The sequence below is a fragment of the Pseudomonas sp. Ps21-P2 genome (assembly GCF_039672565.1).
Lineage (GTDB): Bacteria > Pseudomonadota > Gammaproteobacteria > Pseudomonadales > Pseudomonadaceae > Aquipseudomonas.
On the sequence record NZ_JBDFPL010000009.1, the window covers coordinates 262319 to 284869 of the forward strand.

At 60.4% G+C, this 22551-nt stretch carries 20 protein-coding genes; 12 read left to right on the forward strand and 8 right to left on the reverse strand.

The window, feature by feature from the left end; all coding sequences use genetic code 11:
• Position 1: 1 nt before the first annotated feature.
• From ABEH28_RS22650 to ABEH28_RS22680, 7 genes are all read left to right on the forward strand, one after another.
• Positions 2-2482: an FtsX-like permease family protein gene (locus tag ABEH28_RS22650; RefSeq protein WP_346631120.1), complete on the forward strand. Its 2481-nt coding sequence runs from the start codon at positions 2-4 to the stop codon at positions 2480-2482.
• Positions 2472-3569, forward strand: a complete 1098-nt coding sequence (locus tag ABEH28_RS22655) for a lipocalin-like domain-containing protein (RefSeq protein ID WP_346631121.1) — start codon at positions 2472-2474, stop codon at positions 3567-3569. Before ABEH28_RS22650 ends, ABEH28_RS22655 begins: the two co-directional genes overlap by 11 nt.
• A 135-nt stretch (positions 3570-3704) precedes the next feature.
• Positions 3705-3932 (forward strand): hypothetical protein, encoded by a 228-nt coding sequence (locus tag ABEH28_RS22660; RefSeq protein ID WP_172611188.1) that lies wholly within the window; start codon positions 3705-3707, stop codon positions 3930-3932.
• Between the two features lie 437 nt (positions 3933-4369).
• Positions 4370-6142, forward strand: a complete 1773-nt coding sequence (locus ABEH28_RS22665; protein ID WP_192170965.1) for an N-acetylglutaminylglutamine amidotransferase — start codon at positions 4370-4372, stop codon at positions 6140-6142.
• 3 nt (positions 6143-6145) lie between these two features.
• A complete protein-coding gene (gene ngg / locus ABEH28_RS22670) occupies positions 6146-7894 on the forward strand; it encodes an N-acetylglutaminylglutamine synthetase (protein WP_346631122.1) in 1749 nt (582 codons plus the stop codon).
• A gap of 127 nt (positions 7895-8021) precedes the next feature.
• Positions 8022-9206, forward strand: a complete 1185-nt coding sequence (locus tag ABEH28_RS22675) for an osmoprotectant NAGGN system M42 family peptidase (RefSeq protein ID WP_282371034.1) — start codon at positions 8022-8024, stop codon at positions 9204-9206.
• A 64-nt stretch (positions 9207-9270) separates the two neighbouring features.
• Entirely contained in the window at positions 9271-9501 is a 231-nt protein-coding gene (locus ABEH28_RS22680) for a YheU family protein (RefSeq protein ID WP_346631123.1), read from the forward strand.
• A 44-nt stretch (positions 9502-9545) separates the two neighbouring features.
• On the opposite strand, the gene csrA is transcribed toward ABEH28_RS22680, so the two are convergent.
• From csrA to ABEH28_RS22695, 3 genes are all read right to left on the reverse strand, one after another.
• Complete coding sequence (csrA, locus tag ABEH28_RS22685; RefSeq protein ID WP_192170962.1) at positions 9546-9743, reverse strand: carbon storage regulator CsrA; 198 nt, start codon at positions 9741-9743, stop codon at positions 9546-9548.
• A gap of 200 nt (positions 9744-9943) precedes the next feature.
• Positions 9944-10276, reverse strand: a complete 333-nt coding sequence (locus tag ABEH28_RS22690; RefSeq protein ID WP_192170961.1) for a YnfA family protein — start codon at positions 10274-10276, stop codon at positions 9944-9946.
• A 71-nt stretch (positions 10277-10347) separates the two neighbouring features.
• A complete protein-coding gene (locus ABEH28_RS22695) occupies positions 10348-11160 on the reverse strand; it encodes an SDR family oxidoreductase (protein WP_346631124.1) in 813 nt (270 codons plus the stop codon).
• 448 nt (positions 11161-11608) lie between these two features.
• On the opposite strand from ABEH28_RS22695, the gene ABEH28_RS22700 reads away from it, so the two are divergent.
• Positions 11609-11767: a DUF3309 family protein gene (locus ABEH28_RS22700; RefSeq protein ID WP_020290439.1), complete on the forward strand. Its 159-nt coding sequence runs from the start codon at positions 11609-11611 to the stop codon at positions 11765-11767.
• A gap of 597 nt (positions 11768-12364) precedes the next feature.
• Here the strand turns inward: ABEH28_RS22700 and ABEH28_RS22705 are convergent.
• The 4 genes from ABEH28_RS22705 to ABEH28_RS22720 form a co-directional block, all read right to left on the reverse strand.
• Positions 12365-12634, reverse strand: a complete 270-nt coding sequence (locus ABEH28_RS22705; RefSeq protein WP_346631125.1) for a hypothetical protein — start codon at positions 12632-12634, stop codon at positions 12365-12367.
• Between the two features lie 548 nt (positions 12635-13182).
• Positions 13183-14841, reverse strand: a complete 1659-nt coding sequence (locus ABEH28_RS22710) for a cation acetate symporter (RefSeq protein ID WP_346631126.1) — start codon at positions 14839-14841, stop codon at positions 13183-13185.
• Positions 14838-15149 carry a DUF485 domain-containing protein gene (locus ABEH28_RS22715; protein ID WP_108122019.1) on the reverse strand — a complete coding sequence of 104 codons (312 nt, stop codon included), beginning with the start codon at positions 15147-15149 and terminating at the stop codon, positions 14838-14840. Before ABEH28_RS22715 ends, ABEH28_RS22710 begins: the two co-directional genes overlap by 4 nt.
• 219 nt (positions 15150-15368) lie before the next feature.
• Positions 15369-16226, reverse strand: a complete 858-nt coding sequence (locus ABEH28_RS22720) for a glycine betaine ABC transporter substrate-binding protein (protein ID WP_192170957.1) — start codon at positions 16224-16226, stop codon at positions 15369-15371.
• 361 nt (positions 16227-16587) lie between these two features.
• On the opposite strand from ABEH28_RS22720, the gene ABEH28_RS22725 reads away from it, so the two are divergent.
• Positions 16588-18186 (forward strand): glycosyl hydrolase family 17 protein, encoded by a 1599-nt coding sequence (locus ABEH28_RS22725; RefSeq protein ID WP_346631127.1) that lies wholly within the window; start codon positions 16588-16590, stop codon positions 18184-18186.
• Positions 18187-18782: 596 nt separating this feature from the next.
• On the opposite strand, the gene ABEH28_RS22730 is transcribed toward ABEH28_RS22725, so the two are convergent.
• Entirely contained in the window at positions 18783-19148 is a 366-nt protein-coding gene (locus ABEH28_RS22730; RefSeq protein WP_346631128.1) for a hypothetical protein, read from the reverse strand.
• Between the two features lie 221 nt (positions 19149-19369).
• Here ABEH28_RS22730 and ABEH28_RS22735 point away from each other — a divergent pair, with 221 nt between their 5' ends.
• The 3 genes from ABEH28_RS22735 (at position 19370) to ABEH28_RS22745 (ending at position 22530) form a co-directional block, all read left to right on the forward strand.
• Positions 19370-20668: a serine/threonine protein kinase gene (locus ABEH28_RS22735; protein WP_065986875.1), complete on the forward strand. Its 1299-nt coding sequence runs from the start codon at positions 19370-19372 to the stop codon at positions 20666-20668.
• Complete coding sequence (locus tag ABEH28_RS22740; protein ID WP_192170954.1) at positions 20661-21464, forward strand: VacJ family lipoprotein; 804 nt, start codon at positions 20661-20663, stop codon at positions 21462-21464. The genes ABEH28_RS22735 and ABEH28_RS22740 overlap by 8 nt, the downstream gene beginning before the upstream one ends.
• 211 nt (positions 21465-21675) lie before the next feature.
• Positions 21676-22530 carry a pirin family protein gene (locus ABEH28_RS22745; protein ID WP_346631129.1) on the forward strand — a complete coding sequence of 285 codons (855 nt, stop codon included), beginning with the start codon at positions 21676-21678 and terminating at the stop codon, positions 22528-22530.
• Positions 22531-22551 lie beyond the last annotated feature (21 nt).

Sequence of the window (22551 nt, forward strand, 5' to 3'; positions counted from 1 at the left end):
GATGCCGGTCTTCTACTGGACGTTGAAGGCGCTGCTGAGCCACTGGCGGCGCCATCCCGTGCAGTTTTTCAGCGTGCTGACCGGCCTGTGGCTGGCGACCAGCCTGCTGACCGGCGTGCAGGCGCTGAACAGTCAGGCCCGTGAAAGCTACGCCAAAGCCAGTCAGATGATCGGTGGCGAGCCGCAGAAGATCCTGGTCTCGCCCAACGGCGCCAACTTTTCCCAGGACCTGTTCGTGACCTTGCGCCGCGCGGGATGGCCGGTCTCCCCCGCACTCCGCGGACGCGTCACCCTGAAAGAAGCGCCGGAGCAGCGCCTGACCGTGCTCGGCATCGAGCCAGTCTCACTGCCGGTGAACACCGCGCTGGCCGGGCAATCGCTGGACACCGAGCAGATCGTCGACTTCTTCACCCCTCCCGGCACTACCTGGATTTCCCCGCAGACCCTCGCGGCCCTCGGTCTTCATGAAGGCCAGCAGCCGGTCATCGACTCCGGCAAGGTGCTGCCGCCACTGCGTGGGAAAACCGACATGGCGCCGGGTGTACTGCTCATGGACATCGGTTTCGCCCAGCAACTGCTCAACCAGCCCAATCAGATCTCGCGGCTGGTGCTGCCCAAGGATTTTGCCGAAAACGCTCCTCCCCTGCCGGCCGAGCTGAACGGCGAGCTGATGCTGCGCAAAAGCGGCGAAGACAACGACCTGGGCAGGCTCACCGAGAGCTTCCACCTGAACCTCGACGCGCTGGGTTTTCTCTCGTTCGTAGTCGGGCTGTTCATCGTGCATGCGGCCATTGGTCTCGCGCTGGAACAGCGTCGCGGGCTCCTGCGCAATCTGCGTGCCTGCGGTGTCAGCGCACGCGGGTTGATGGTGAGTCTGGTGGTCGAGCTCGGCGTGCTGGCCTTGCTCGGTGGCATCGCCGGCGTCATCAGTGGTTACTGGCTGGCGAGCGCGCTGTTGCCCGATGTCGCGGCGAGTCTGCGCGGGCTGTACGGCGCTGAAGTCGCGGGCCACCTGAACCTGAGCATCTGGTGGTGGCTGAGTGGATTGGGCGTCAGTCTGCTCGGCGCGTTTCTCGCGGGCGCCAGCAGCCTGCTGCGCGCGGCGCGTCTGCCCTTGCTGGCGCTGGCCAATGCCCAGGCATGGCACGAAACCCACGCCAAATGGCTGCGACGCCAGGGCTGGGTTGCCGAGATTTCGGCGTTGATTGCAGTATCGGCCGCGCTGTTTGGCGACAGCCTGGCGCTGGGCTTCGTGTTGATGGCCAGCCTGTTATTGAGTGCGGCCCTGGGCCTTCCGGTGCTGCTCAACCTGCTGCTCAACGCACTGTTGGGCAGGAGCCGTTCGGTGCTGGGTCAGTGGTTTCTCGCTGACTGCCGACAACAATTGCCGGCCCTGAGCCTGGCGCTCATGGCCTTACTTCTGGCGATGGCAGCAAACATCGGCGCGGGTAGCATGACGTCGGGGTTCCGCCAGACGTTCACCCACTGGCTGGAGCAACGCCTTAGCGCCGAGCTGTACATCAATCCGCAGAATCCCGCCCAAGCCGCGCCGTTGCAGCAGTGGTTGAGTCAGCAGCCGCTGACCTCGGCGGTGCTGCCCAACTGGCAGGTGTCGCTGCAGCTGCATGGCTGGCCGGCCGAGCTGTATGGCGTCATCGACCATCCGCACTATCGCCAGCACTGGCCACTATTGGAATCGGCGAGCGGCGATGCCTGGAAGCAACTGGCGCAGGAAGACACGCTGATGCTCAGCGAACAACTGGCCCGCCGTCTAGATGTCAGCGTTGGCGATGAAGTGAAACTGCCGGCGCCGGACGGGCCGTGGCCGCTGCGGGTCGTTGGCATTTATGCCGATTACGGCAATCCCAAGGGCCACATGCTGGTGAATGCCGACCACCTGCTCAAGCACTGGCCGCAGCTGACGCCCAACCGTTTCAATCTGCGCATCGATCCCCACGCCATCCCGCAACTGCTGAGGGTGCTGCACAACAAATTCACCATCGACGACAACCGCATCGTCGATCAGATTCAGCTCAAGGCCTGGTCGCAGCAGGTCTTCGAACGCACCTTCGCCGCCACGGCCGCGTTGAACAGCCTGACCTTGATGGTGGCCGGCGTCGCGCTGTTCATCAGTCTCCTCACCCAGAGCCAGAGCCGCCTCGCGCAACTGGCGCCGCTGTGGGCGCTGGGCGTAACGCGGCGGCAATTGATGCTGCTCAATCTGGCGCAGACCTGGCTCCTGGCGGTGCTGACGCTGGTGCTGGCAATTCCGCTGGGGCTGTTGCTGGCGTGGTGTCTGGACGCAGTGATCAACGTGCAAGCCTTCGGTTGGCGCCTGCCGCTGCAGGTGTTCCCGATGCAGCTGTTGCGGCTCACGCTGCTGGCGATGCTCGCCACACTGCTGGCCTCGGCATGGCCGCTCTACCGTTTGTACCGCACCCGCCCCGCCGATTTGTTGAGGACTTTCGCCAATGAAGGTTAAGGCCCTGATCCCGCTCGTTGGTCTGTTGCTCGTCACCCTGCTGAGCGGCTGCGACGACAAACCCGAGGAAGAAAAAGGCTTCGCAGGCCTTGCCGACGACGCCTCGAATTACGCGCAGGTGACGCCGGAAAAGCGCTTCGTGTTTCCCGACGATCATGGCCCCCACGATGATTTCCGCATCGAGTGGTGGTACGTCACCGCCAATCTCAAGGATGCCGACGGCCAGTCGTTTGGCGTGCAGTGGACCCTGTTTCGCAATGCCCTCCCCCGAGCGAAAGGGCTGCAAGGCGATGGGTCTGGCTGGAATAACCGCAATCTGTGGATGGGCCACGCCGCCGTGACGTCCCAGGACGATCATTTCGCAGCGGAACGCTACGCCCGAGGCGGCGTGCAGCAGGCCGGGGTGACGCTGGCACCGTTCGCAGCCTGGATAGATGACTGGTCCTTCACCAGCCAATCTGCCACCGATGACCCGCTGGCGGACATGCAATTGCAGGCCAGCAGTCCGCAGTTCAACTATCGCCTGCACCTTAAAGCCACGAAGCCGTTGGTGCTGCAAGGCAAACAGGGCTTCAGCCAGAAGTCCGAGCAGGGTCAGGCGTCGTACTACTACAGCCAGCCGTTTTTTCAAGCGGACGGCAGCCTCGAAATCGACGGCAAAACCTATCAGGTGTCCGGGCCCGCGTGGCTGGACCGGGAGTGGAGCAGCCAGCCGCTCACGGATAATCAGACGGGCTGGGACTGGTTTTCGCTGCATTTGGGTGATGGCACCGAAGTCATGCTCTATCGCATGCGGCAAAAGGACGACGAGCCGTACTTGACTGGGACATGGATCAACGCCGATGGCAGCACCGAACAACTGGCGGCGAAGGACATAGAACTGGCGCCGGAAGACACCACTGACGTCGACGGCCGCGACATGCCCACGCGCTGGTCGGTGAAAATACCGTCCAAGGCTGTGGATATCGCTGTCGAAGCGCTGAACCCCCAAGCCTGGATGAATTTGCAGATTCCCTATTGGGAGGGGCCGGTCACCCTGAGCGGTAGCCATGAGGGTGTGGGGTATCTGGAGATGACGGGCTACTGACACGCCGCCGAGCCAGACCCTAATAATCATCTAAAGTTTCCTGACGGCTGCCGATAAACAAAGCATCGGACAGTGAACCCAATACCCCAACCCCGTCAGGCCAGGACGCCTGCTTCAATAGCGTCTGGAGCCTCGATGTCTACACTAAGCTTGAAAGATATGCAGCTGGACCTCGAAGATTCTGCTGCCTACTTTGACTCTCTGTCGCAATTTCTCGAAGGCCATGCCATTTACCTCAAGGCTCAAAAAGTTGTGTGTCGACAAGAGGACCTCATGCTCCTCGAAAGTCATGCCGGTAACCTCGCCAACTCGGTGAGGTACATCAAAACCGCGGCTTTACGGATCGCCAACCGCTCGCGTTGACTCGGGCGAGATATGCGCTTCCCAGGCATCACGTGGGCAGCGCCTCTTGCACCTATGAGCGAGTCGACATCCCACGAAAAACGTCGTCGGTGATTAAAAACCCGGCCACGCCCCCCTCCCTTGCAATGTTTTTTTATTGAACGATCCACGCCTGCTGGTACTCGATAAAGCTAGGCCGCTGACGGCAGCGCGCCCTGATGACGTGTTCGCGCCGATAGGAAGCGGGCTCGTGTCAGGGCTGTATATCCGCGCCGGGACAGGGCCGAATCGTTACTGGCTGAGTGCATTGCGCAGGCTCGGGATTAGACAGCGCAGGATGTACGACACGCGCCATATGTACGCAATCATGCGCCTGATGCCCGGAATGAACCCGGCATCTATCGCCGCGCAATCCCAGTAACGCCAAACACGCCGAAAACATAAAGGGTTTAGGACAGATGTGCGGATTAGCTGGCGAACTACGCTTTGACAATCAACCTGCGGATCTCGCCGCAGTAGAACGTATTACCCATCATCTCGCGGCTCGCGGCCCGGATGCGTGGGGGTTTCACAGCCAGGGGCCGATTGCCCTCGGCCACCGTCGATTGAAAATCATGGACCTGTCGGACGGCTCGGCGCAGCCGATGATCGACAGCCACCTGGGCCTGTCCCTGGCCTTCAACGGCGCGATTTACAACTTCCCGGAACTGCGTGCCGAGCTCGAAAGCCTTGGCTACCAGTTCCACTCCGGCGGCGACACCGAAGTGCTGCTCAAGGGCTACCATGCCTGGGGCGCTGACATGCTGCCCAAGCTCAACGGCATGTTCGCGTTCGCCATCTGGGAGCGCGACAACAGAAGCCTGTTCATCGCCCGCGACCGTCTCGGCGTCAAGCCGCTGTACCTGTCGCGCACCGATAAGCGCCTGCGTTTTGCGTCCGCGCTGCCCGCGTTGCTCAAAGGCGGCGACATCAGCCCGATGCTCGACCCGGTCGCGCTCAATCATTACCTGAACTTCCACGCCGTGGTGCCTGCGCCGCGCACGTTGCTGGCCGGTGTGGAAAAACTGCCGCCAGCGTCGTGGATGCGCGTGAGCGCCGAAGGCAAGGTCGAGCAGAAAGTCTGGTGGACCCTGCCCTATGGCCCGCGTGCCGACGAAGCGAATCTGACCCTCGAAGACTGGCGCGACCGTGTGCTCGACAGCACGCGTGAAGCCGTTGCCATTCGTCAACGCGCTGCGGTGGACGTTGGCGTGCTGCTGTCCGGCGGCGTTGACTCGAGCATGCTGGTCGGTCTGCTGCGTGAAGTGGGCGTGAAAGATCTGTCGACTTTCTCCATCGGCTTTCAGGATGCCGGCGGCGAACGCGGCGATGAGTTCCAGTATTCGGACCTGATCGCCAAACACTACGGCACCAACCACCATCAACTGCGCATCAAGGAAAGCGAAATCATCGAGCAACTGCCCGCCGCCTTCCGTGCGATGAGCGAGCCGATGGTCAGCCACGACTGCATCGCCTTTTATCTGCTGTCCCGCGAAGTGGCCAAGCACTGCAAGGTGGTTCAGAGCGGTCAGGGCGCGGACGAGTTGTTCGCCGGTTATCACTGGTACCCGCAAGTGGACGGCGCCAGCGACCCCTACGCCGCCTATCGCGATGCGTTTTTCGACCGCAGTTACGCCGAATACGCCGAGACCGTTACGCCAAAGTGGCTGACGGCGAACGACGCGGCAGGTGATTTCGTGCGCGAGCATTTCGCGATGCCGGGCGCTGATGCGGCCGTGGACAAAGCCCTGCGACTGGACAGCACGGTCATGCTGGTGGACGACCCGGTCAAACGCGTCGACAACATGACCATGGCCTGGGGCCTCGAAGCACGCACCCCGTTCCTCGACTATCGACTGGTCGAGCTGTCGGCACGGGTGCCTGGCCGCTTCAAGTTGCCGGACGGCGGCAAGCAAGTACTCAAGGAAGCGGCGCGACTGGTGATTCCGTCCGAAGTCATTGATCGCAAGAAAGGTTATTTCCCGGTGCCGGGCCTCAAGCATCTGGAGGGCGACACGCTGAACTGGGTCCGTGATCTGCTGCTCGATCCAAGCCAGGACCGTGGCCTGTTCAACCCGGTCATGCTCGACAAACTGCTCACCGATCCACAGGGTCAACTGACGCCCCTGCGCGGCTCCAAGCTGTGGCAGCTCGCAGCGCTGAACCTGTGGCTCAGCGAACAAGGACTCTGACCGATGAAAGCCAACGCTTCGATTCATAACCAGCGTTTGTTGCGCGGCCAGGCGCCGTCGTACGAGCGCTTGCAGGCTCGCCTTGCCGAAGACGGCAGCACGCCTGAGACAGAACCGCTGGCTCTGCATTGCGGCTGGGGACGGCTGCTGATTGGCCACACTTACCCCGACCCGGCGTCCCTCGCGCAAGAGTTGCTCAACGAAAAGCAGGGCGAGCGCGACATCGCCCTGTATGTCGCCGCACCGCAACAGGTGCTGGCGCAATCGCCGCAACAGTTGTTTCTCGATCCGTCAGACACGCTGCGCCTGTGGTTCAGCGATTACCGCCCGGCCCAGCGCGTATTTCGTGGTTTCCGGATTCGTCGGGCACAAAGCGAGGGCGACTGGAACTCGATCAACAATCTGTACATCGCTCGCGGCATGTTGCCCATTGACCCTGCCCTGCTGACGCCTCGGCACCAGGGCGGTCCGGTCTACTGGATTGCTGAAGACGAGACCACCAACGCCGTGATCGGCAGCGTCATGGGCCTGAATCACCAAAAGGCGTTCAACGATCCCGAAAACGGCAGCAGCCTGTGGTGCCTGGCGGTTGATCCGCAATGCACACGGCCTGGCGTCGGCGAAGTGCTGGTGCGTCATCTGGTCGAGCACTTCCAGAGCCGGGGTCTGGCGTACCTGGATCTGTCGGTGCTGCACGACAACGAACAAGCAAAAGGCCTGTACGCCAAGCTGGGCTTCCGCAATCTGCCGACCTTCGCCATCAAGCGTAAAAACGGCATCAACGAGAAGCTATTTCTCGGCCCCGGCCCACAGGCGGACTTCAACCCGTACGCGCGGATCATCGTCGAAGAAGCCCATCGTCGCGGTATTGAGGTGCAGGTGGACGACGCCGAGGCCGGACTGTTCACGCTGATTCATGGCAGCCGCCGGGTGCGCTGCCGTGAGTCGTTGAGCGACCTGACCACCGCCGTCAGCATGACGCTGTGCCAGGACAAGCGCATGACCCAGAAGACGCTGAAGGCGGCGGGGCTGGAAGTGCCGGTGCAGCAACTGGCGGGTAACGGCGACGACAACCTGGCGTTTCTCGAGGAACACCAGCGCGTCGTGGTCAAGCCGGTCGATGGCGAACAGGGTCAGGGCGTGGCCGTGGACCTTCGTACGATCGAAGATGTCCAGGCGGCGGTCGAGCGTGCTCGCCAGTTCGACAGCCGTGTGCTGCTCGAAAGCTTCCACGAAGGGCTCGACTTGCGCATCGTCGTGATTGGTTTTGAGGTAGTGGCTGCGGCCATCCGCCGTCCTGCCGAGATCATCGGCGATGGCCGTGACACCGTGGGTCAGCTGATCGAGGCGCAAAGTCGCCGTCGCTCTGCAGCCACGGGCGGCGAGAGCAAGATTCCGGTGGACGACGAAACTCACCGCACCGTAGAGGACGCGGGTTTCAGCTTCGACAGCGTGTTACCGGCTGATCAGCGTCTGGCCGTACGCCGCACCGCGAACCTGCACACCGGCGGCTGCCTGGAAGACGTCACCGCGATTCTTCACCCGGTGCTGAAAGACGCCGCCGTGCGTGCCGCCCGCGCCCTCGACATCCCGGTGGTGGGTCTGGACCTGATGGTGCCCGCCGCCGATCAGCCGGAGTATGTGTTTATCGAAGCGAACGAGCGCTGCGGCCTGGCCAATCACGAGCCACAACCGACGGCCGAGCGTTTCGTCGATCTGTTGTTTCCCCACAGCCAGCCTGCACATGGCTAAGGCGCCACCGCTGTAGCCCTGAGCCTGCCGGCGACAGGTCTGGTCGGGCGACGAATTCGTCGACACCAGACCCGTCCCGCGAGCGAGTCCGCTCTCAGCTTAATCTGCGCCACACATTGAGGTCCCTATGACGACTGCAAACATCCTTGAACCGGATCTGAACTACCTGCAGAAAGTCCTGCTGGAAATGCTCGCGATCCCGAGCCCCACCGGCTTTACCGACACTATCGTGCGCTACGTCGCGGAGCGCCTTGAAGAACTGGGCATCCCGTTCGAGCTGACCCGCCGCGGCACCATCCGCGCCACGTTGAAAGGTAAACAGAACAGTCCCGACCGCGCCGTTTCCGCGCACCTGGACACCATCGGTGCCAGTGTTCGCGAAGTCAAAGACAACGGCCGGCTGGGTCTGGCCCCGGTCGGTTGCTGGTCCAGCCGCTTTGCCGAAGGCAGCCGCGTCAGCGTGTTCACCGACAATGGCGTGATTCGCGGCAGCGTGCTGCCGTTGATGGCCTCCGGGCACGCGTTCAACACGGCCGTCGACACGATGCCCATCAGTTGGGACCACGTCGAAGTGCGCCTGGACGCCTACAGCGCGACCCGCGCGGATTGTGAATCGGTGGGCATCAACATCGGCGACTTCGTGGCATTTGACCCGTTGCCCGAGTTCACCGACAGCGGGCATATCAGCGCGCGCCATCTGGACGACAAGGCCGGCGTCGCCGCTCTGCTCGCGGCGCTCAAAGCTATCGTCGACAGCGGCGTCGAGCCCCTGATCGATTGCCACCCGCTGTTCACCATTACCGAAGAAACCGGCAGCGGCGCTGCGGGCAGCCTGCCGTGGGACGTCAGCGAGTTCGTCGGTATCGACATCGCCCCCGTTGCCCCCGGCCAGCACTCCAGCGAACACGCGGTCAGCGTGGCGATGCAGGATTCCGGTGGCCCCTACGACTATCACCTGTCACGCCATTTGCTGCGCCTGGGCGAGCAAAACGAGCTGTCCGTACGCCGCGACCTGTTCCGCTATTACTACAGCGACGCGCACTCGGCGATCACTGCCGGTTACGACACGCGCACCGCCCTGCTGGCGTTCGGCTGCGACGCGACCCATGGTTACGAACGCACCCACATCGACAGCTTGAGCACGCTGAGCCGTCTGCTCACCGCCTACATCATGAGCCCGCCAGTGTTTGCCAGCGACGCGCATCCGTCCAACGCATCGCTGGAGAATTTCAGCCATCAGCTGGAGCACGACGCGCAGATGGAAAGCGACACGCGCGTGCCATCGGTGGATACATTGGTGGGGCAGCGATAGCCTGCCCGCACGGGGCGCGATAGCATCGCCGCCCCGTGTACTTTTTGTGATTGCCGAGAAATCTATGCTGATCCCTTACGACCAACTCGAAGCCGACACCCTGACGCGCCTGATCGAGGACTTCGTGACCCGCGATGGCACTGACAATGGCGATGACACCCCCCTTGAAACCCGCGTGTTGCGGGTACGCCATGCGTTGAGCAAGGGTCAGGCGGTGATTTTCTTCGACATGGACAGCCAGCAATGTCAGCTGATGCTCAAGCACGAAGTGCCCAAGGAATTTTTCGAGGAATAGGCCCCTGCGCCCACAACCGGGTCTGGATGGCGACTAAGGTGGACTTACCTGCCCGGCCCCCGGTTGGCCAGGTTCTGCAGTCGTGAGGCGATTCGTCGAATAACTTCTGCCCGATGAATTCTGACGCTTTGCGGTGCATCAATTCCCAGGCGCACCTCATTGCCGGAGATGCCCAGCACCCTCAGGGTGATGTCATCGCCAATGTTGAAGGTGTCGCCGATTTCTCGCGTCAATACCAGCATACGTCCTGCTCCTTGGCTGTAACCGAGGCAGCAGGTTGACGCTCAGGTCCCGGCGCTTCAATGCGCCAGAGCAAAATCAGTAACGCCCTTCAACCCTTCAAGACCATGGCTGACAGACGCTTCCTACGTGCCCGGGCATTTCCGGCCTGCACGTCAGAGAAAGGTCCTGCAGACGTCCGTTCTTTCTCGCGTACCGACGATCACGCGGCAGACCAGCGCGGGCCGAACAGAACGATGGTGGCGCCGATGACGCAGAGGCCGACGCCGATCCAGTCCGACGTCAACGGGCGAACACGTTCGATAACGCCCAGCCAGGCAATGGAAGCGATGATGTAGATGCCGCCGTACGCCGCGTAGGCGCGTCCGGCGTAAGTGGCTTCGACCCGGGTCAACAGCACGGCGAACAGGGTCAGGCTGATCAACGCGGGAATCACCCACAGTGCGCTCTTGCCTTGGCGCAGCCACATCCAGAAGGCATAACACCCGGCGATCTCGAACAGCGCAGCGAGGAAGAACCACAGGTAATTGAGCACGATGAGCCTCGTCCAGGTCAGCCGGAAAGTGCCGCAACCCTATCAGAAAAGACCCGTGGCGAACGATTGACTCAGCTCCCGGACTTCGCCTTGGCGCGCATCTTCTCCGCCATGTTGGCCATCTCGTCGTACAGCAACTGGGGATTTTTCTGCTTGAGCTGCCACGCCATTCGCCCTTGTTCATGGGGCAGGATCATGAATTCGCCGCTGGCGACCTGCTGGTAGATGTAATCGGCGATGTCCTTTGCGCTGATGGGCGAGCTTTCCAGCAGCTTGCCGACCTGGGCTTTCATCGCCGGCGTGGGGCCACGAAAGGAATCCAGCAAGTTGGTCTGGAAGAACGACGGACACACCACATGCACGCCGATTTCCTGCTGGCGCAGCTCGATCAGCAGGCTCTCCGACAGCGCAACGACGCCCGCCTTGGCGACGTTGTAGTTGCTCATCGCCGGGCCCTGCATCAGCGCGGCCATCGAGGCGATGTTGATGATCTTGCCCTTGCTCTGTTCCAGCAGCGGCAAAAACGCCTTGCAGCCTTTAACGACGCCCATCAGGTTGATCGCGATCTGCCAGTCCCAATCCTCGAGGGACAGTTCGCCGAAGAACCCACCTGAAGCGACGCCGGCATTGTTGACGATCACATCGATGCCGCCGAATTTCTGTTCGCACGCCTGGGCGAATGCGGTGAGCTGGCTGTAGTCCCGGACGTCACAGCGCTGAACAAAACCGTTCCCTCCCACTTCGCGCACCAGGCGCAGGGTTTCCTGAAGGCCGCTGTCACTGACGTCCGACAGCGCCAGCTGCCAGCCCTCGCGCGCCCAGCGCAGCGCGATCTCGCGTCCCAGCCCGGACCCTGCGCCGGTGATCATGATGCGATTGTGCATAGCAGACGCCTTGTCGGTTATTAAGAAGTCACTAGAGTGTAAACAGACAGATTGTCCGACAAACCCTTCATCAGATCGCTGAATATGGGAGGCAAACCGATGGTTTGAATGGGTGGGCACTCTTTTGGATGTATTTAGGCAGGGAGATGATTAACGGGAAGCGCGTTACATCGAACTTGGTGACCGGTTAGTTACCGCTTGGTTCCACACTAGGCGAGATACTTTTTGCGCTTTTCCAATCAGCATTTGAATACGGAAAATACTTTTGTTAAAGACGCAGACCTATGATTTTCCTGGCCTTTCCTGAAGATGTTATTTTTTATTTCGGCAGCTGAGAACCTTTTGATTGGTCCGACAGTCGGATCAATCAAGCAGCACAATGATTAGCCGTCGTGGCAACCTCTTGAACTGCACAGCCATCTTCCAAGAACACTAGAAGGAACTCGTCATGGGCATCGGCACAATTCTGATCATCATCCTTATCCTGCTGTTGGTCGGTGGACTTCCGGTATTTCCACACTCCCGGAGCTGGGGCTACGGTCCGTCGGGCATCATCGGTACGATCCTGGTGATCCTGCTGATATTGGTATTGCTGGGCAGGATTTAACTGCTAAGGCTGGCATCAAAAAGAACCGCGCTTAGGCGCGGTTTTTTTATGGAAGCGGTTCTGCTGGAGCAGAACTGTTTCGCCTTCGGCGAGTTACTTTTAAAAAGCACTAAAACTAACCAAAAGTGCCTGCTCTCGGCTGGGCTCCTCCTTCGTCGGAGTACCCTCACTCCGGTCTCGCTCCGTGGGCCCGCGCCGAACGGGCATCCATGTCCTGACGGCGCTCTCGCCGCATCCATGCGGCCTGGCCCACTCCACGAGACCTGCGTTCAGCCTGCACCCAGGTCGCGATTGGCGGTGTTTGAGCCTTTTGTGTACAAAGATCAAAGGCGCTTTAAAGCAGATCAAGAGCTTCCCGGCTGAAGCCGGTCCTACGGGGTATACGCGGGATACGCGGGATGAGAGGTGTACGCGGCGCTTTGGTAGGACCGGCTTTAGCCGGGAAGGGGCCGGTTTGAACACCGTAAAATTTAAACGTGCGTTCACCCGTCGGCGACTGCCAGTGGATGTTAGGGGACAGAGGGAAAGAGGATTTACAACAATCGAACAGGACGTTCTGAGGAAGCTAGGGCGTAAAGCCCTAGCGGAGTGCAGTTATCACTTTTTCTTTTTTGCAGGCTTGTCGGCTTTTTCTGCCTTGTCGGATTTCTTGGCCTTCTCTGGCTTGCTATCCGCTTTCTTTGCAGCTTTCTTTGGCTCAGCCGCTTTCTTGGTGTCTTTCTTCGCGCCTTTCTTGTCGGAAGACTTCGAAAGCGCCGAGGCTGCCGCTGATTTCTTTTCCGGAGAGGACTTTTTGTCCTTCAAATCCTTGCTGGCCTTCGAAGCTTCACCTTTGGTTTTCTTGTCGTCTTTAGCCACGTTAACCACCTCTCAAAGAGTGCCGGTATTAGCACAAGGCCTGTGGGAATCTCCACACGCTGATCATTAGGCGAAGCGGCTTGAAAGCGGTTCAATCTTTTTAACCACCGAACGCAAAAATGACATCTGCCGCAGATTTACCCGCGCCTGAACTGGCCCCTTCCCGGCTAAAGCCGGTCCTACACCGGACGCGCTTGTGACCTTGATCTTCATACGCAGAGAGTTCAGACGACACCAATCGCGACTTGGGTGCAGGCTGAACGGAGGTCTCGCGGAGTGGGCCGAGCCGCATGGATGCGGCGAGAGCGCCGTCAGGACATGGATGTCCGTTCGGCGCGGGCCCACGGAGCGAGACCGGAGTGAAGGAACCCCGACGCAGGAGGGGCCCAACCAGGAGCAAGCACCCTTGGTTACTTGGGGTGCTTTTCCAAGTAACTCGCCGAAGGCGAAACGTCTGCCCCCAGGCAGACGCCCTTGATCTTGATCTTGATCTTAAGCGCTTATAAAACAAAAACGCCCCGAAGATCGGGGCGTTTCCACAACAACACTACATCAAATCAATGCGACACCGCACCACTGGCCCCCAGGCCCGTCTGCGAACGCACAAACTGCGGGAAGAACAACGCACGCTCACCCTCCGCCGCCTTCGACTTATCCGTAATCGAGAAAAACCAGATCCCGACAAACGCAATCGCAATCGAAAACAACGCCGGATACTCGTACGGGAAAATCGCCTTCTCATGATGCAGAATCTGCACCCAAATCGTTGGGCCCAGAATCATCAACACCACCGCACTGACCAGCCCCATCCAGCCACCAATCATCGCGCCACGCGTCGTCAGATTTTTCCAGTACATCGAAAGCAACAACACCGGGAAATTACAGCTCGCCGCAATCGAGAACGCCAGGCCCACCATGAACGCGATGTTCTGACTCTCGAACGCGATACCCAACAGAATCGCCACGACCGCCAACGCCACCGTGGTGTACTTCGACACACGGATCTCGTCTTTCTCGTTGGCCTTGCCCGCCTTGATCACACTGGCATACAAGTCGTGGGACACCGCAGAAGCACCGGCCAATGTCAGACCCGCCACCACCGCCAGGATGGTCGCGAACGCCACCGCCGAGATAAAGCCCAGGAACAGACTGCCACCGACCGCATCGGCCAGGTGAACCGCTGCCATGTTATTACCGCCGAGCAAGGCGCCCGCTGCGTCCTTGAACGCCGGATTGGTGCTGACCAAGAGGATCGCGCCAAAGCCGATGATGAAGGTCAGGATGTAGAAGTAGCCGATGAAACCGGTCGCGTAGAGCACCGACTTACGGGCTTCCTTCGCATCACTCACAGTGAAGAAGCGCATCAGAATGTGTGGCAGGCCCGCGGTGCCGAACATCAGCGCCAGACCCAGCGAGAACGCCGAGATCGGATCTTTAACCAGACCGCCCGGGCTCATGATCGCTTCGCCTTTCGGGTGAACCTTCACGGCTTCGGAGAACAGCACGTTGAAGTCGAAGTTGACGTGCTTCATCACCATCAACGCCATGAACGACGCACCGGAGAGCAGCATCACCGCCTTGATGATCTGAACCCACGTGGTCGCCAGCATGCCGCCGAACAGCACGTACAGGCACATCAGGATGCCGACGAGCACCACCGCCACCGCGTAGTCCAGACCGAACAGCAGCTGGATCAGCTTGCCGGCGCCGACCATCTGCGCGATCAGGTAGAACGCCACAACCACCAGCGAACCGCAGGCGGACAAGGTACGGATTTCCTTCTGCTTCAGGCGGTAGGACGCCACGTCAGCGAAGGTGTACTTGCCCAGGTTGCGCAGGCGTTCGGCGATCAGGAACAGGATGATCGGCCAGCCGACGAGGAAGCCGATGGAGTAGATGAGACCGTCGTAGCCGGAGGTGTAGACCAGCGCGGAAATCCCCAGGAATGACGCCGCCGACATGTAGTCACCGGCAATGGCCAGACCGTTCTGGAAACCGGTGATCTTGCCGCCTGCCGAGTAATAGTCCGACGCTGTCTTGTTCTTTTTCGACGCCCAGTAAGTGATGTAGAGGGTGAACCCGACGAAGACCACAAACATGATGATCGCCGACACGTTCAACGGTTGCTTCTGCACCGCACCGGTCAGCGCTTCGGCTGCCCAGAGTGTCGGCGCGAAAGCGGCAAGGCCGAAGGCCGCAAGCAGGCGCCGGATCATTGCTGCGCCTCCTTCAGAATGGCGTTGTTCAGGTCATCGAATTCACCGTTTGCGCGGCGAACATAGATGGCGGTCAGAACGAACGCGGACACAATCAGCCCGACGCCGATTGGCATACCCCAAGTGATGGTTGATGTGGCGCTGAGTTTAGCGCCGAGAATCTGAGGCCCATACGCAATCAGAAGGATGAATGCGGCATAGAGCCCAAGCATGATTGCCGAGAGAATCCAGGCGAATCGTTCCCTTTTCGAGACCAGCTCCTTGAAGCGCGGGCTGTTCTGAATCGAGAGGTAAATGCTGTCGTTCATTGTTTTTGTCCTCGCAGCACAGATGGATGTCACGGTTTGCACTTTAGTCCGCTCTGCGATGCACTCCAGACGACCTTAGTATTAGAACGACATTAGTTGATGTTCGAAGAATTGCCTCTTTCGCCCGAGGCCGTTCGCAACTTAAGGTTGCGGCCATAAAAAACCGCCTGGCGATGGCTCGCCAGGCGGTTCGGTAAGACGTTAAATCTTTGTGACCGATTACTTACCGGTCCACTCCTTGACGCGATCCGGGTGCTTGGCGACCCAGTCCTTGGCCGCCGCTTCGGGCTTGGCGCCGTCCTGGATGGCGAGCATGACTTCGCCGATTTCATCCTTGCTGGTCCACTGGAATTTCTTCAGGAAATCCGCCACGTCCGGGGCCTTCTTCGCCAGATCCAGGCTGCCGATGTTGTCGACGGTTTCAGCCGCACCGTAAACACCCTTTGGGTCTTCCAGGAACTTCAGTTTCCACTTCGCGAACATCCAGTGCGGCACCCAGCCGGTCACCGCGATCGATTCTTTCTTGTTTTCGGCACGGGTCAGCTCGGCAATCATGCCGGCGCCGGAACTGGCCTGCAGCTTGTAACCGTCGAGGCCATAATCCTTGATCGCTTGATCAGTCTTGATCATCACGCCTGAACCGGCGTCGATGCCGACGATTTTCTTCTTGAAGGATTCGTCGGTCTTGAGGTCCGCCACCGAGTTGGCTTTCACGTACTCAGGCACGATCAGGCCGATTTTCGCGTCCTTGAAGTTAGGCCCGTAGTCGGTGACCTTGTCCTTGTTCTTGGTCCAGTACTCGCCGTGGGTCACGGGCAGCCAGGCAGACAACATCATGTCCAGTTTGCCGGTCGCGACGCCCTGCCACATGATCCCGGCCGCAACGGCCTGCAGCTTCACCGGATAACCCAGTTTCTGCTTGATCACCTCGGCAGCCACGTTGGTGGTTGCAACACTGTCGGACCAGCCATCGACGTAACCGATGCTCAGCTCGGGTTTGGCGTCGGCATGGGCCAGCGTGGAACTGATGGCCAGTGCCAGCGCGGCACCGACACCCAGGATTTTTCGCATCGTCATTTTCACTTCCCCGGTAGTCCAGAACCCGACAGCGGTCGGGTATCGTTAACGTTCTTATAACGTCGCACTCGCGCCCTGGTTCGGGGCAAGCCACGCGTTTCACGCTTCCACCACGTGCCTGCGCAGACGCAATCGCTGCGTGGACGATTGATCATCGACCCCCACACACCTTGTGCCTTTCCTGCCAGCGACACCCAGCCACCCGGTAAACGACGTCACCGCGCCATCAACGACAGACAGGTCGTAAAGAGGCTAGCGGGTCGTCCGGAAATTGCATGGTTTACAAAAGCGCTGACAGGATGAGGTGTGTAGCCGCGTCATCTTGCTAATATGCCGCCCTTCGCCTCACTTCGGCCCCATCATGTCCGCACCGTCCCGCTCGCCTGTCGTCCTCCTTTATCTGTTCTCCTGTTTGATTGCGCTGCTTGGCCTGTGCGGCTACTGGTACTGGCTGGGCAAGCCGGTGATTCTGCCGGACGCCGCCACGCCGACCCACAAACTGCAATGCGCGTCCTACACGCCGTTCGACAAGGACCAGTCCCCGTTCGACCAGCCCTTCACCCTGCGCCCCGCGCGGATGGACGCTGACCTGGCGCTCCTCGCGACGCGCTTCGACTGTGTGCGCACCTATTCAATGACCGGCATGGAGGCGCTGCCCGACATCGCCCGCAAGTACGGCCTCAAGCTGATGCTCGGCGCCTGGGTCAACGGCAATCCGGTCGACACGGCCAAGGAAATCAAGGCGCTGGTGACGGCGGCAAACACCCACCCGGATGTGGTGACCGCGGTGATCGTCGGTAACGAGAGCCTGTTGCGCAAGGAAGTCACCGGCGCTCAACTGGCCACGCTGATTCGTCAGGTGAAAGCGCAGGTCAAGCAGCCGGTCACCTATGCAGATGTCTGGGAATACTGGCTGCAATACCCGGAAGTCGCGCCTGCCGTAGATTTCCTGACGATCCATCTGCTGCCGTACTGGGAGGATGATCCCACCGGCATCGACGAGGCCCTGGCCCACGTCGCGCAGATCCGTGAAGACTTCGGCAGGAAATTCGCGCCCAAGGACATTCTCATCGGCGAAACCGGCTGGCCCAGCGAAGGCCGCCAGCGTGAAACCGCGCTGCCAAGCCGGGTCAACGAGGCCAAATTCATTCGCAGTTTCGTCGCGATGGCCGAGCAACACGGCTGGCACTACAACCTGATCGAGGCGTTCGACCAGCCGTGGAAGCGCCAGTCCGAAGGCGCAGTGGGCGGTTACTGGGGCCTGTTCGATGCAGATCGCCAGGACAAAGGCGTGCTGGCCGGACCGGTGTCGAACCTGCCGTTGTGGCCATTCTGGCTGACGGTCAGTGGCGCGATTGCCTTGCTGGCCCTGGCGTGGGCTGGCCGGGTCAGTCATGCACGCAGCGCGCTGATGCTTCCGTTGCTGGCGGCGTTCGCCGGGTGCTGCATCGGCACCTGGGGTGAACTGGCCCGGGTGACCAGCCGCTTTGCCGGCGAATACCTGTGGGCGACGGCGCTGGTGGCGCTGAATCTGCTGGTGCTCGCCCATGCGGCGCTGGCGTTGTCGGCCCGCGCAGGGTGGCGCGAGCGTGCGTTTGCCTGGCTGGACGCTCGTGGCGGATGGTGGTTGTACGCCAGCGGGTTCGCGGCGGCGGTGATGATGCTGGCGATGGTGTTTGATCCGCGCTACCGCAGTTTCGCGACCGCGACGCTGTGGGTGCCCGCTCTGGTCTACCTGATCCGCCCGGTGGCGGCACCACGTCGGGAGATCGGCCTGCTGATGTTCATCGTCGGCGCGGGCATCGTGCCGCAACTGTTTCGCGAGGGCTTGAGCAATCCCCAGGCGTGGGCGTGGGCGGTGGTGAGTGTGTTGATGGCGCTGGCACTGTGGCGCAGCGTGCAGATCAGCGCTCGGGTGAAGGCAACGAGCAATGCGCAGGCGATGGCCGACGCTGTGTAACCGAGTGTGCAGGGCGACGGATACATTGTGTTACCGCCGAAGGACTGAAAAGCCCGCAGGCGGGTAACACGGAAACAGAATTCCGTTACACGGCAGGGATGCCAAACGATCGGATTTCGCAAACCATTGATTCACAAGGGTTTACAAAAGTTGGCACGCACCCTGCTATATCTCCTGCATAACAAGAACAAAATGTGAAAACCCAATAAAAATAAGATGAATCGGCTCTGACATAACAAGAACAACGGCACAGAGACGCAGCCAACAGATTTTTTTGGAGTAGAAACGCTTTACCGAGGCTTAGGCCTCGCAGCCCGACCGAGAATAATAAAACTACCCTCAGGTAGCGGCCAGAACGGGTTGGATCACCTCTCGCAGAAGAGGAATCAAAGCAGGTCAGCGCTCAAAAAAATACGTTTGCTCTTGTATCCCGTATGGGGATCACCGAAAGACGCTGTAGAGGGACCGGTTGCCAATAACAACAACAGACCGCCCTACAACAATAAGAAAGAGCACGTGCAACGATTTAAAGGGGAGCCTCGGCTCCCCTTTATGCTGTCTGGCGTTTGGCGTTTGAAGCCAAGCCCGTTGTGAAGTCAGGCCCGTTGATGACGCACCAGGCGCAACCCGGCGATCACCACCGCGAACACCGCCAGACTGGCCGTGTACAGCACCAGCGCCAATATCCCCAGCAGCAAGCCGGCCACTGCAAGCGCTCGACCAACCTGACGCGGAATAAAGAACGCGATCAGCGATGTGATCAAAGCGCCCCACCCGAACACGCCGAAATGAATCCACAGGCCCAGGTTCGAGCGCAACTGGCACTGCCATTTCGACGCCTCGTCCGCGCAGACTCCTACCCATCGCACGTCTTCCATCAGGCCGTAACGCAAGCCGTAACTGACGGCGAGCCACAGCGCCAGAACGAAAAACAGCACCACCAACGGCAGACGACGGGACACGACACACTCCAGAAAAGAACCAACGGCGCGCAGCATAGCCGCAGCCGCCCGGGCAAAACCATACGGCCGATAAAAAGCACGAGCAGACAGGCCAGAAGTGCCATAACCTGTATCGTCGCGGAGGGTCATGCGAGAGTCACTTGCCGTCACGGCACTTTGGCACTACACCCGTGTCATAGCCTGCGTATTTCAACAGCACATCATTCCCAAGGGATTCAGTCATGCTTCGTTTTCTGCGCCTCGCCGCCTTATCAGGCGGCCTGTTTTTGAGTGCGTCCGTGATGGCGGTCGATATCGATCCGTCCAGCTATGGCTTCCCCTTGACCAATCCGTTCGAAGCGACCATCGCCACGACCCCACCGGATTTGCGTGCCAAGGTGCCTGAAGACGCCGACATCGATCAGGACGATTACAGCCTCACGATGCGTCCGGAGCGTGAGTTCACACTGCCGGACAACTTCTGGGCCGTGAAAAAACTGCGTTACCGCCTCGCCAAACAAGACCACCCTGCGCCGTTGATCTTCCTGATCGCCGGCACCGGCGCGCCTTATAACAGCACCCTTAATGAATACCTGAAGAAGCTGTACTACGGCGCCGGTTACAACGTCGTGCAGCTTTCGTCGCCGACCAGCTACGACTTCATGAGCGCCGCTTCACGTTTCGCCACCCCGGGCGTGACCAAGGAAGACGCCGAAGACTTGTACCGCGTCATGCAGGCCGTTCGCGCCCAGCAGTCCAAGCTGCAGGTCACCGAGTATTACCTGACCGGTTACAGCCTAGGCGCACTGGATGCGGCGTTCGTCAGCAAACTCGACGAAACCCGTCGCAGCTTCAACTTCAAGAAAGTGCTGCTGATCAACCCGCCGGTGAACCTGTACACGTCGATCACCAACCTCGACAAGATGGTGCAGACCGACGTTAAAGGCATCACCAACAGCACCACCTTCTATGAGCTGGTGCTGCAGAAGCTGACCCGCTACTTCCGCGAAAAAGGCTACATCGACCTGAACGATGCGCTGCTGTATGACTTCCAGCAGTCCAAGCAGCACCTGTCCAATGAACAGATGGCCATGCTGATCGGCACCTCGTTCCGTTTCTCGGCTGCCGACATCGCCTTCACCTCCGACCTGATCAACCGTCGCGGCCTGATTACCCCGCCGAAGACCCCGATCAGCGAAGGCACCAGCCTGACGCCGTTCCTCAAGCGCGCGCTGCAGTGTGATTTCGATTGCTATGTGACCGAGCAGGTCATTCCGATGTGGCGTGCTCGTACCGACGGCGGCAGCCTGCTGCAACTGGTTGATCAGGTCAGCCTGTACGCGCTGAAGGATTATCTGGCGAGCAGCAAGAAGATCGCCGTGATGCACAACGCCGATGACGTGATCCTCGGCCCGGGCGACCTCGGTTTCCTGCGCAAGACTTTTGGCGATCGCTTGACCGTTTACCCTTACGGCGGTCACTGCGGCAACATGAACTATCGCGTCAACAGCGACGCCATGCTGGAGTTTTTCCGTGGCTAAACGTCTATTGCTTATCGCCGCCCTCCTCTGCGCTGGCGCCGTCCACGCGGCCGACGCGCCGATCGTTTCCCAGGCAGCCCCGGTCCAGCGGATCGACAACCCGGACGGGTTCACCGAGCCGTTGAAGTCGCTGAAATTCAACCCGGGTCTGGATGCTCAGGAGTTCGAGCGTTCGTCCCTCAACGCGCTGAATGTCTACGATCCTCTGGAATCCTGGAACCGCCGGGTTTACCACTTCAACTATCGCTTCGATGAGTGGGTGTTCCTGCCGGTGGTCAACGGCTACAAATACGTGACACCGAGCTTCGTGCGCACGGGCGTCAGCAACTTCTTCAGCAACCTGGGCGATGTGCCGAACCTGCTGAACAGCCTGCTGCAGTTCAAGGGCAAGCGTTCGATGGAAACCACCGGCCGCCTGATCGTCAACACCACCCTGGGCATTGCCGGGCTGTGGGATCCGGCGACCCTGATGGGCCTGAAGAAACAGAGCGAAGACTTCGGTCAGACCCTGGGTTTCTATGGCGTACCGGCCGGCCCGTACCTGGTGCTGCCGATCCTTGGCCCGTCGAACCTGCGTGACACCGGCGGTCTGGTCTTCGACTTCACCGCAGAGTCGCAGATCAACTTCCTCAACGTCGCTCAGGTCAGCGAAGACCATCCTGAGCTGTACCTGCTGCGCGCCATCGACCGTCGCTACACGACCAGCTTCCGCTACGGTCAGATGGACTCGCCGTTCGAGTACGAGAAAGTGCGTTACGTGTACACCGAGGCCCGCAAGCTGCAGGTGTCCGAGTAATCGCCTCATTGTAGGAGTGAGCTTGCTCGCGAAGACGTTATTACGGCCGCTGGAGATCTGGCGGCTATAAACCTATTCGCGAGCAAGCTCGCTCCCACACTTCGCCCAGACCCATCGCCAAACCTGATCATTCCCCCGCAAAAACGTCACCCATCCATCGCCCCAACAGGCCTACCATAGGCGCCATTCCCCTTCTGCCGGAGTGAGCCCCATGCCTCAATTTCGTAAAGTGCTGTCGATCCAGGCCGGCCAACCGACGTCCGACGGTGCTGGCGTCAAGCTGACCCGTGTGTTCGGCGGGCCAGGCATCGAAGCCTTCGACCCGTTCCTGATGCTCGACGAGTTCGGCTCCGAGAACCCCGACGAGTACATCGCCGGCTTTCCGCCCCACCCCCATCGCGGATTCGAGACCGTGACCTACATGCTCGAAGGCCGCATGCGCCATGAAGACCACATGGGCAACGTCGGCCTGCTGCAAGGCGGCGGTGTGCAATGGATGACCGCTGCGCGCGGGGTCATCCACAGCGAGATGCCCGAGCAGGAAGAAGGCGCCATGCGCGGCTTCCAGCTGTGGCTCAACCTGCCGGCCAAATCGAAGATGGGCGACGCCGGTTACGACGACATTCAACCCGAGCGCATTCCGCGCATCACCACGCAAAGCGGCGTCGACGTTGTGGTGATCGCAGGTCAGTTCGACGACGGCCAGGCGTCCCAGGCAGGCGCCGTGCAGCGTCCGGACACCGAGCCACAGTATTTCGATTTCCACATGCCCGCCGGCAGCCACACCAGCCCGCGCGTCGCCGAGGGCCATCGGGTGCTGCTGTACGTGTACGAAGGTGAAGTCGAGATGGCAGGGCAACCACAGAAACTGGGTACGAGCCGTCTCGCGCGATTGTCGGAAAGCGGTGAGATTCAGCTGAGCACTCAGACGGGTGCCCGCGTGCTGCTGATCGCTGGCAAGCCACTGGGCGAACCGATCGTGCAATACGGGCCATTCGTGATGAACAGCCGGGAAGAAATCGAACAGGCGCTGCGGGATTTTCGGGATGACAAGCTCACGGCTTGACCGCCCTGGACCCGGCATTCA

Bases quoted from the DNA above. Each gene is read 5' to 3' on its own strand.
- ABEH28_RS22650 (WP_346631120.1), top strand. From the start codon at position 2: ATGCCGGTCTTCTACTGGACGTTGAAGGCGCTGCTGAGCCACTGGCGG.
- ABEH28_RS22655 (WP_346631121.1), top strand. From the start codon at position 2,472: ATGAAGGTTAAGGCCCTGATCCCGCTCGTTGGTCTGTTGCTCGTCACC.
- ABEH28_RS22660 (WP_172611188.1), top strand. From the start codon at position 3,705: ATGTCTACACTAAGCTTGAAAGATATGCAGCTGGACCTCGAAGATTCT.
- ABEH28_RS22665 (WP_192170965.1), top strand. From the start codon at position 4,370: ATGTGCGGATTAGCTGGCGAACTACGCTTTGACAATCAACCTGCGGAT.
- ngg (WP_346631122.1), top strand. From the start codon at position 6,146: ATGAAAGCCAACGCTTCGATTCATAACCAGCGTTTGTTGCGCGGCCAG.
- ABEH28_RS22675 (WP_282371034.1), top strand. From the start codon at position 8,022: ATGACGACTGCAAACATCCTTGAACCGGATCTGAACTACCTGCAGAAA.
- ABEH28_RS22680 (WP_346631123.1), top strand. From the start codon at position 9,271: ATGCTGATCCCTTACGACCAACTCGAAGCCGACACCCTGACGCGCCTG.
- csrA (WP_192170962.1), bottom strand. From the start codon at position 9,743: ATGCTGGTATTGACGCGAGAAATCGGCGACACCTTCAACATTGGCGAT.
- ABEH28_RS22695 (WP_346631124.1), bottom strand. From the start codon at position 11,160: ATGCACAATCGCATCATGATCACCGGCGCAGGGTCCGGGCTGGGACGC.
- ABEH28_RS22700 (WP_020290439.1), top strand. From the start codon at position 11,609: ATGGGCATCGGCACAATTCTGATCATCATCCTTATCCTGCTGTTGGTC.
- ABEH28_RS22710 (WP_346631126.1), bottom strand. From the start codon at position 14,841: ATGATCCGGCGCCTGCTTGCGGCCTTCGGCCTTGCCGCTTTCGCGCCG.
- ABEH28_RS22715 (WP_108122019.1), bottom strand. From the start codon at position 15,149: ATGAACGACAGCATTTACCTCTCGATTCAGAACAGCCCGCGCTTCAAG.
- ABEH28_RS22720 (WP_192170957.1), bottom strand. From the start codon at position 16,226: ATGACGATGCGAAAAATCCTGGGTGTCGGTGCCGCGCTGGCACTGGCC.
- ABEH28_RS22725 (WP_346631127.1), top strand. From the start codon at position 16,588: ATGTCCGCACCGTCCCGCTCGCCTGTCGTCCTCCTTTATCTGTTCTCC.
- ABEH28_RS22735 (WP_065986875.1), top strand. From the start codon at position 19,370: ATGCTTCGTTTTCTGCGCCTCGCCGCCTTATCAGGCGGCCTGTTTTTG.
- ABEH28_RS22745 (WP_346631129.1), top strand. From the start codon at position 21,676: ATGCCTCAATTTCGTAAAGTGCTGTCGATCCAGGCCGGCCAACCGACG.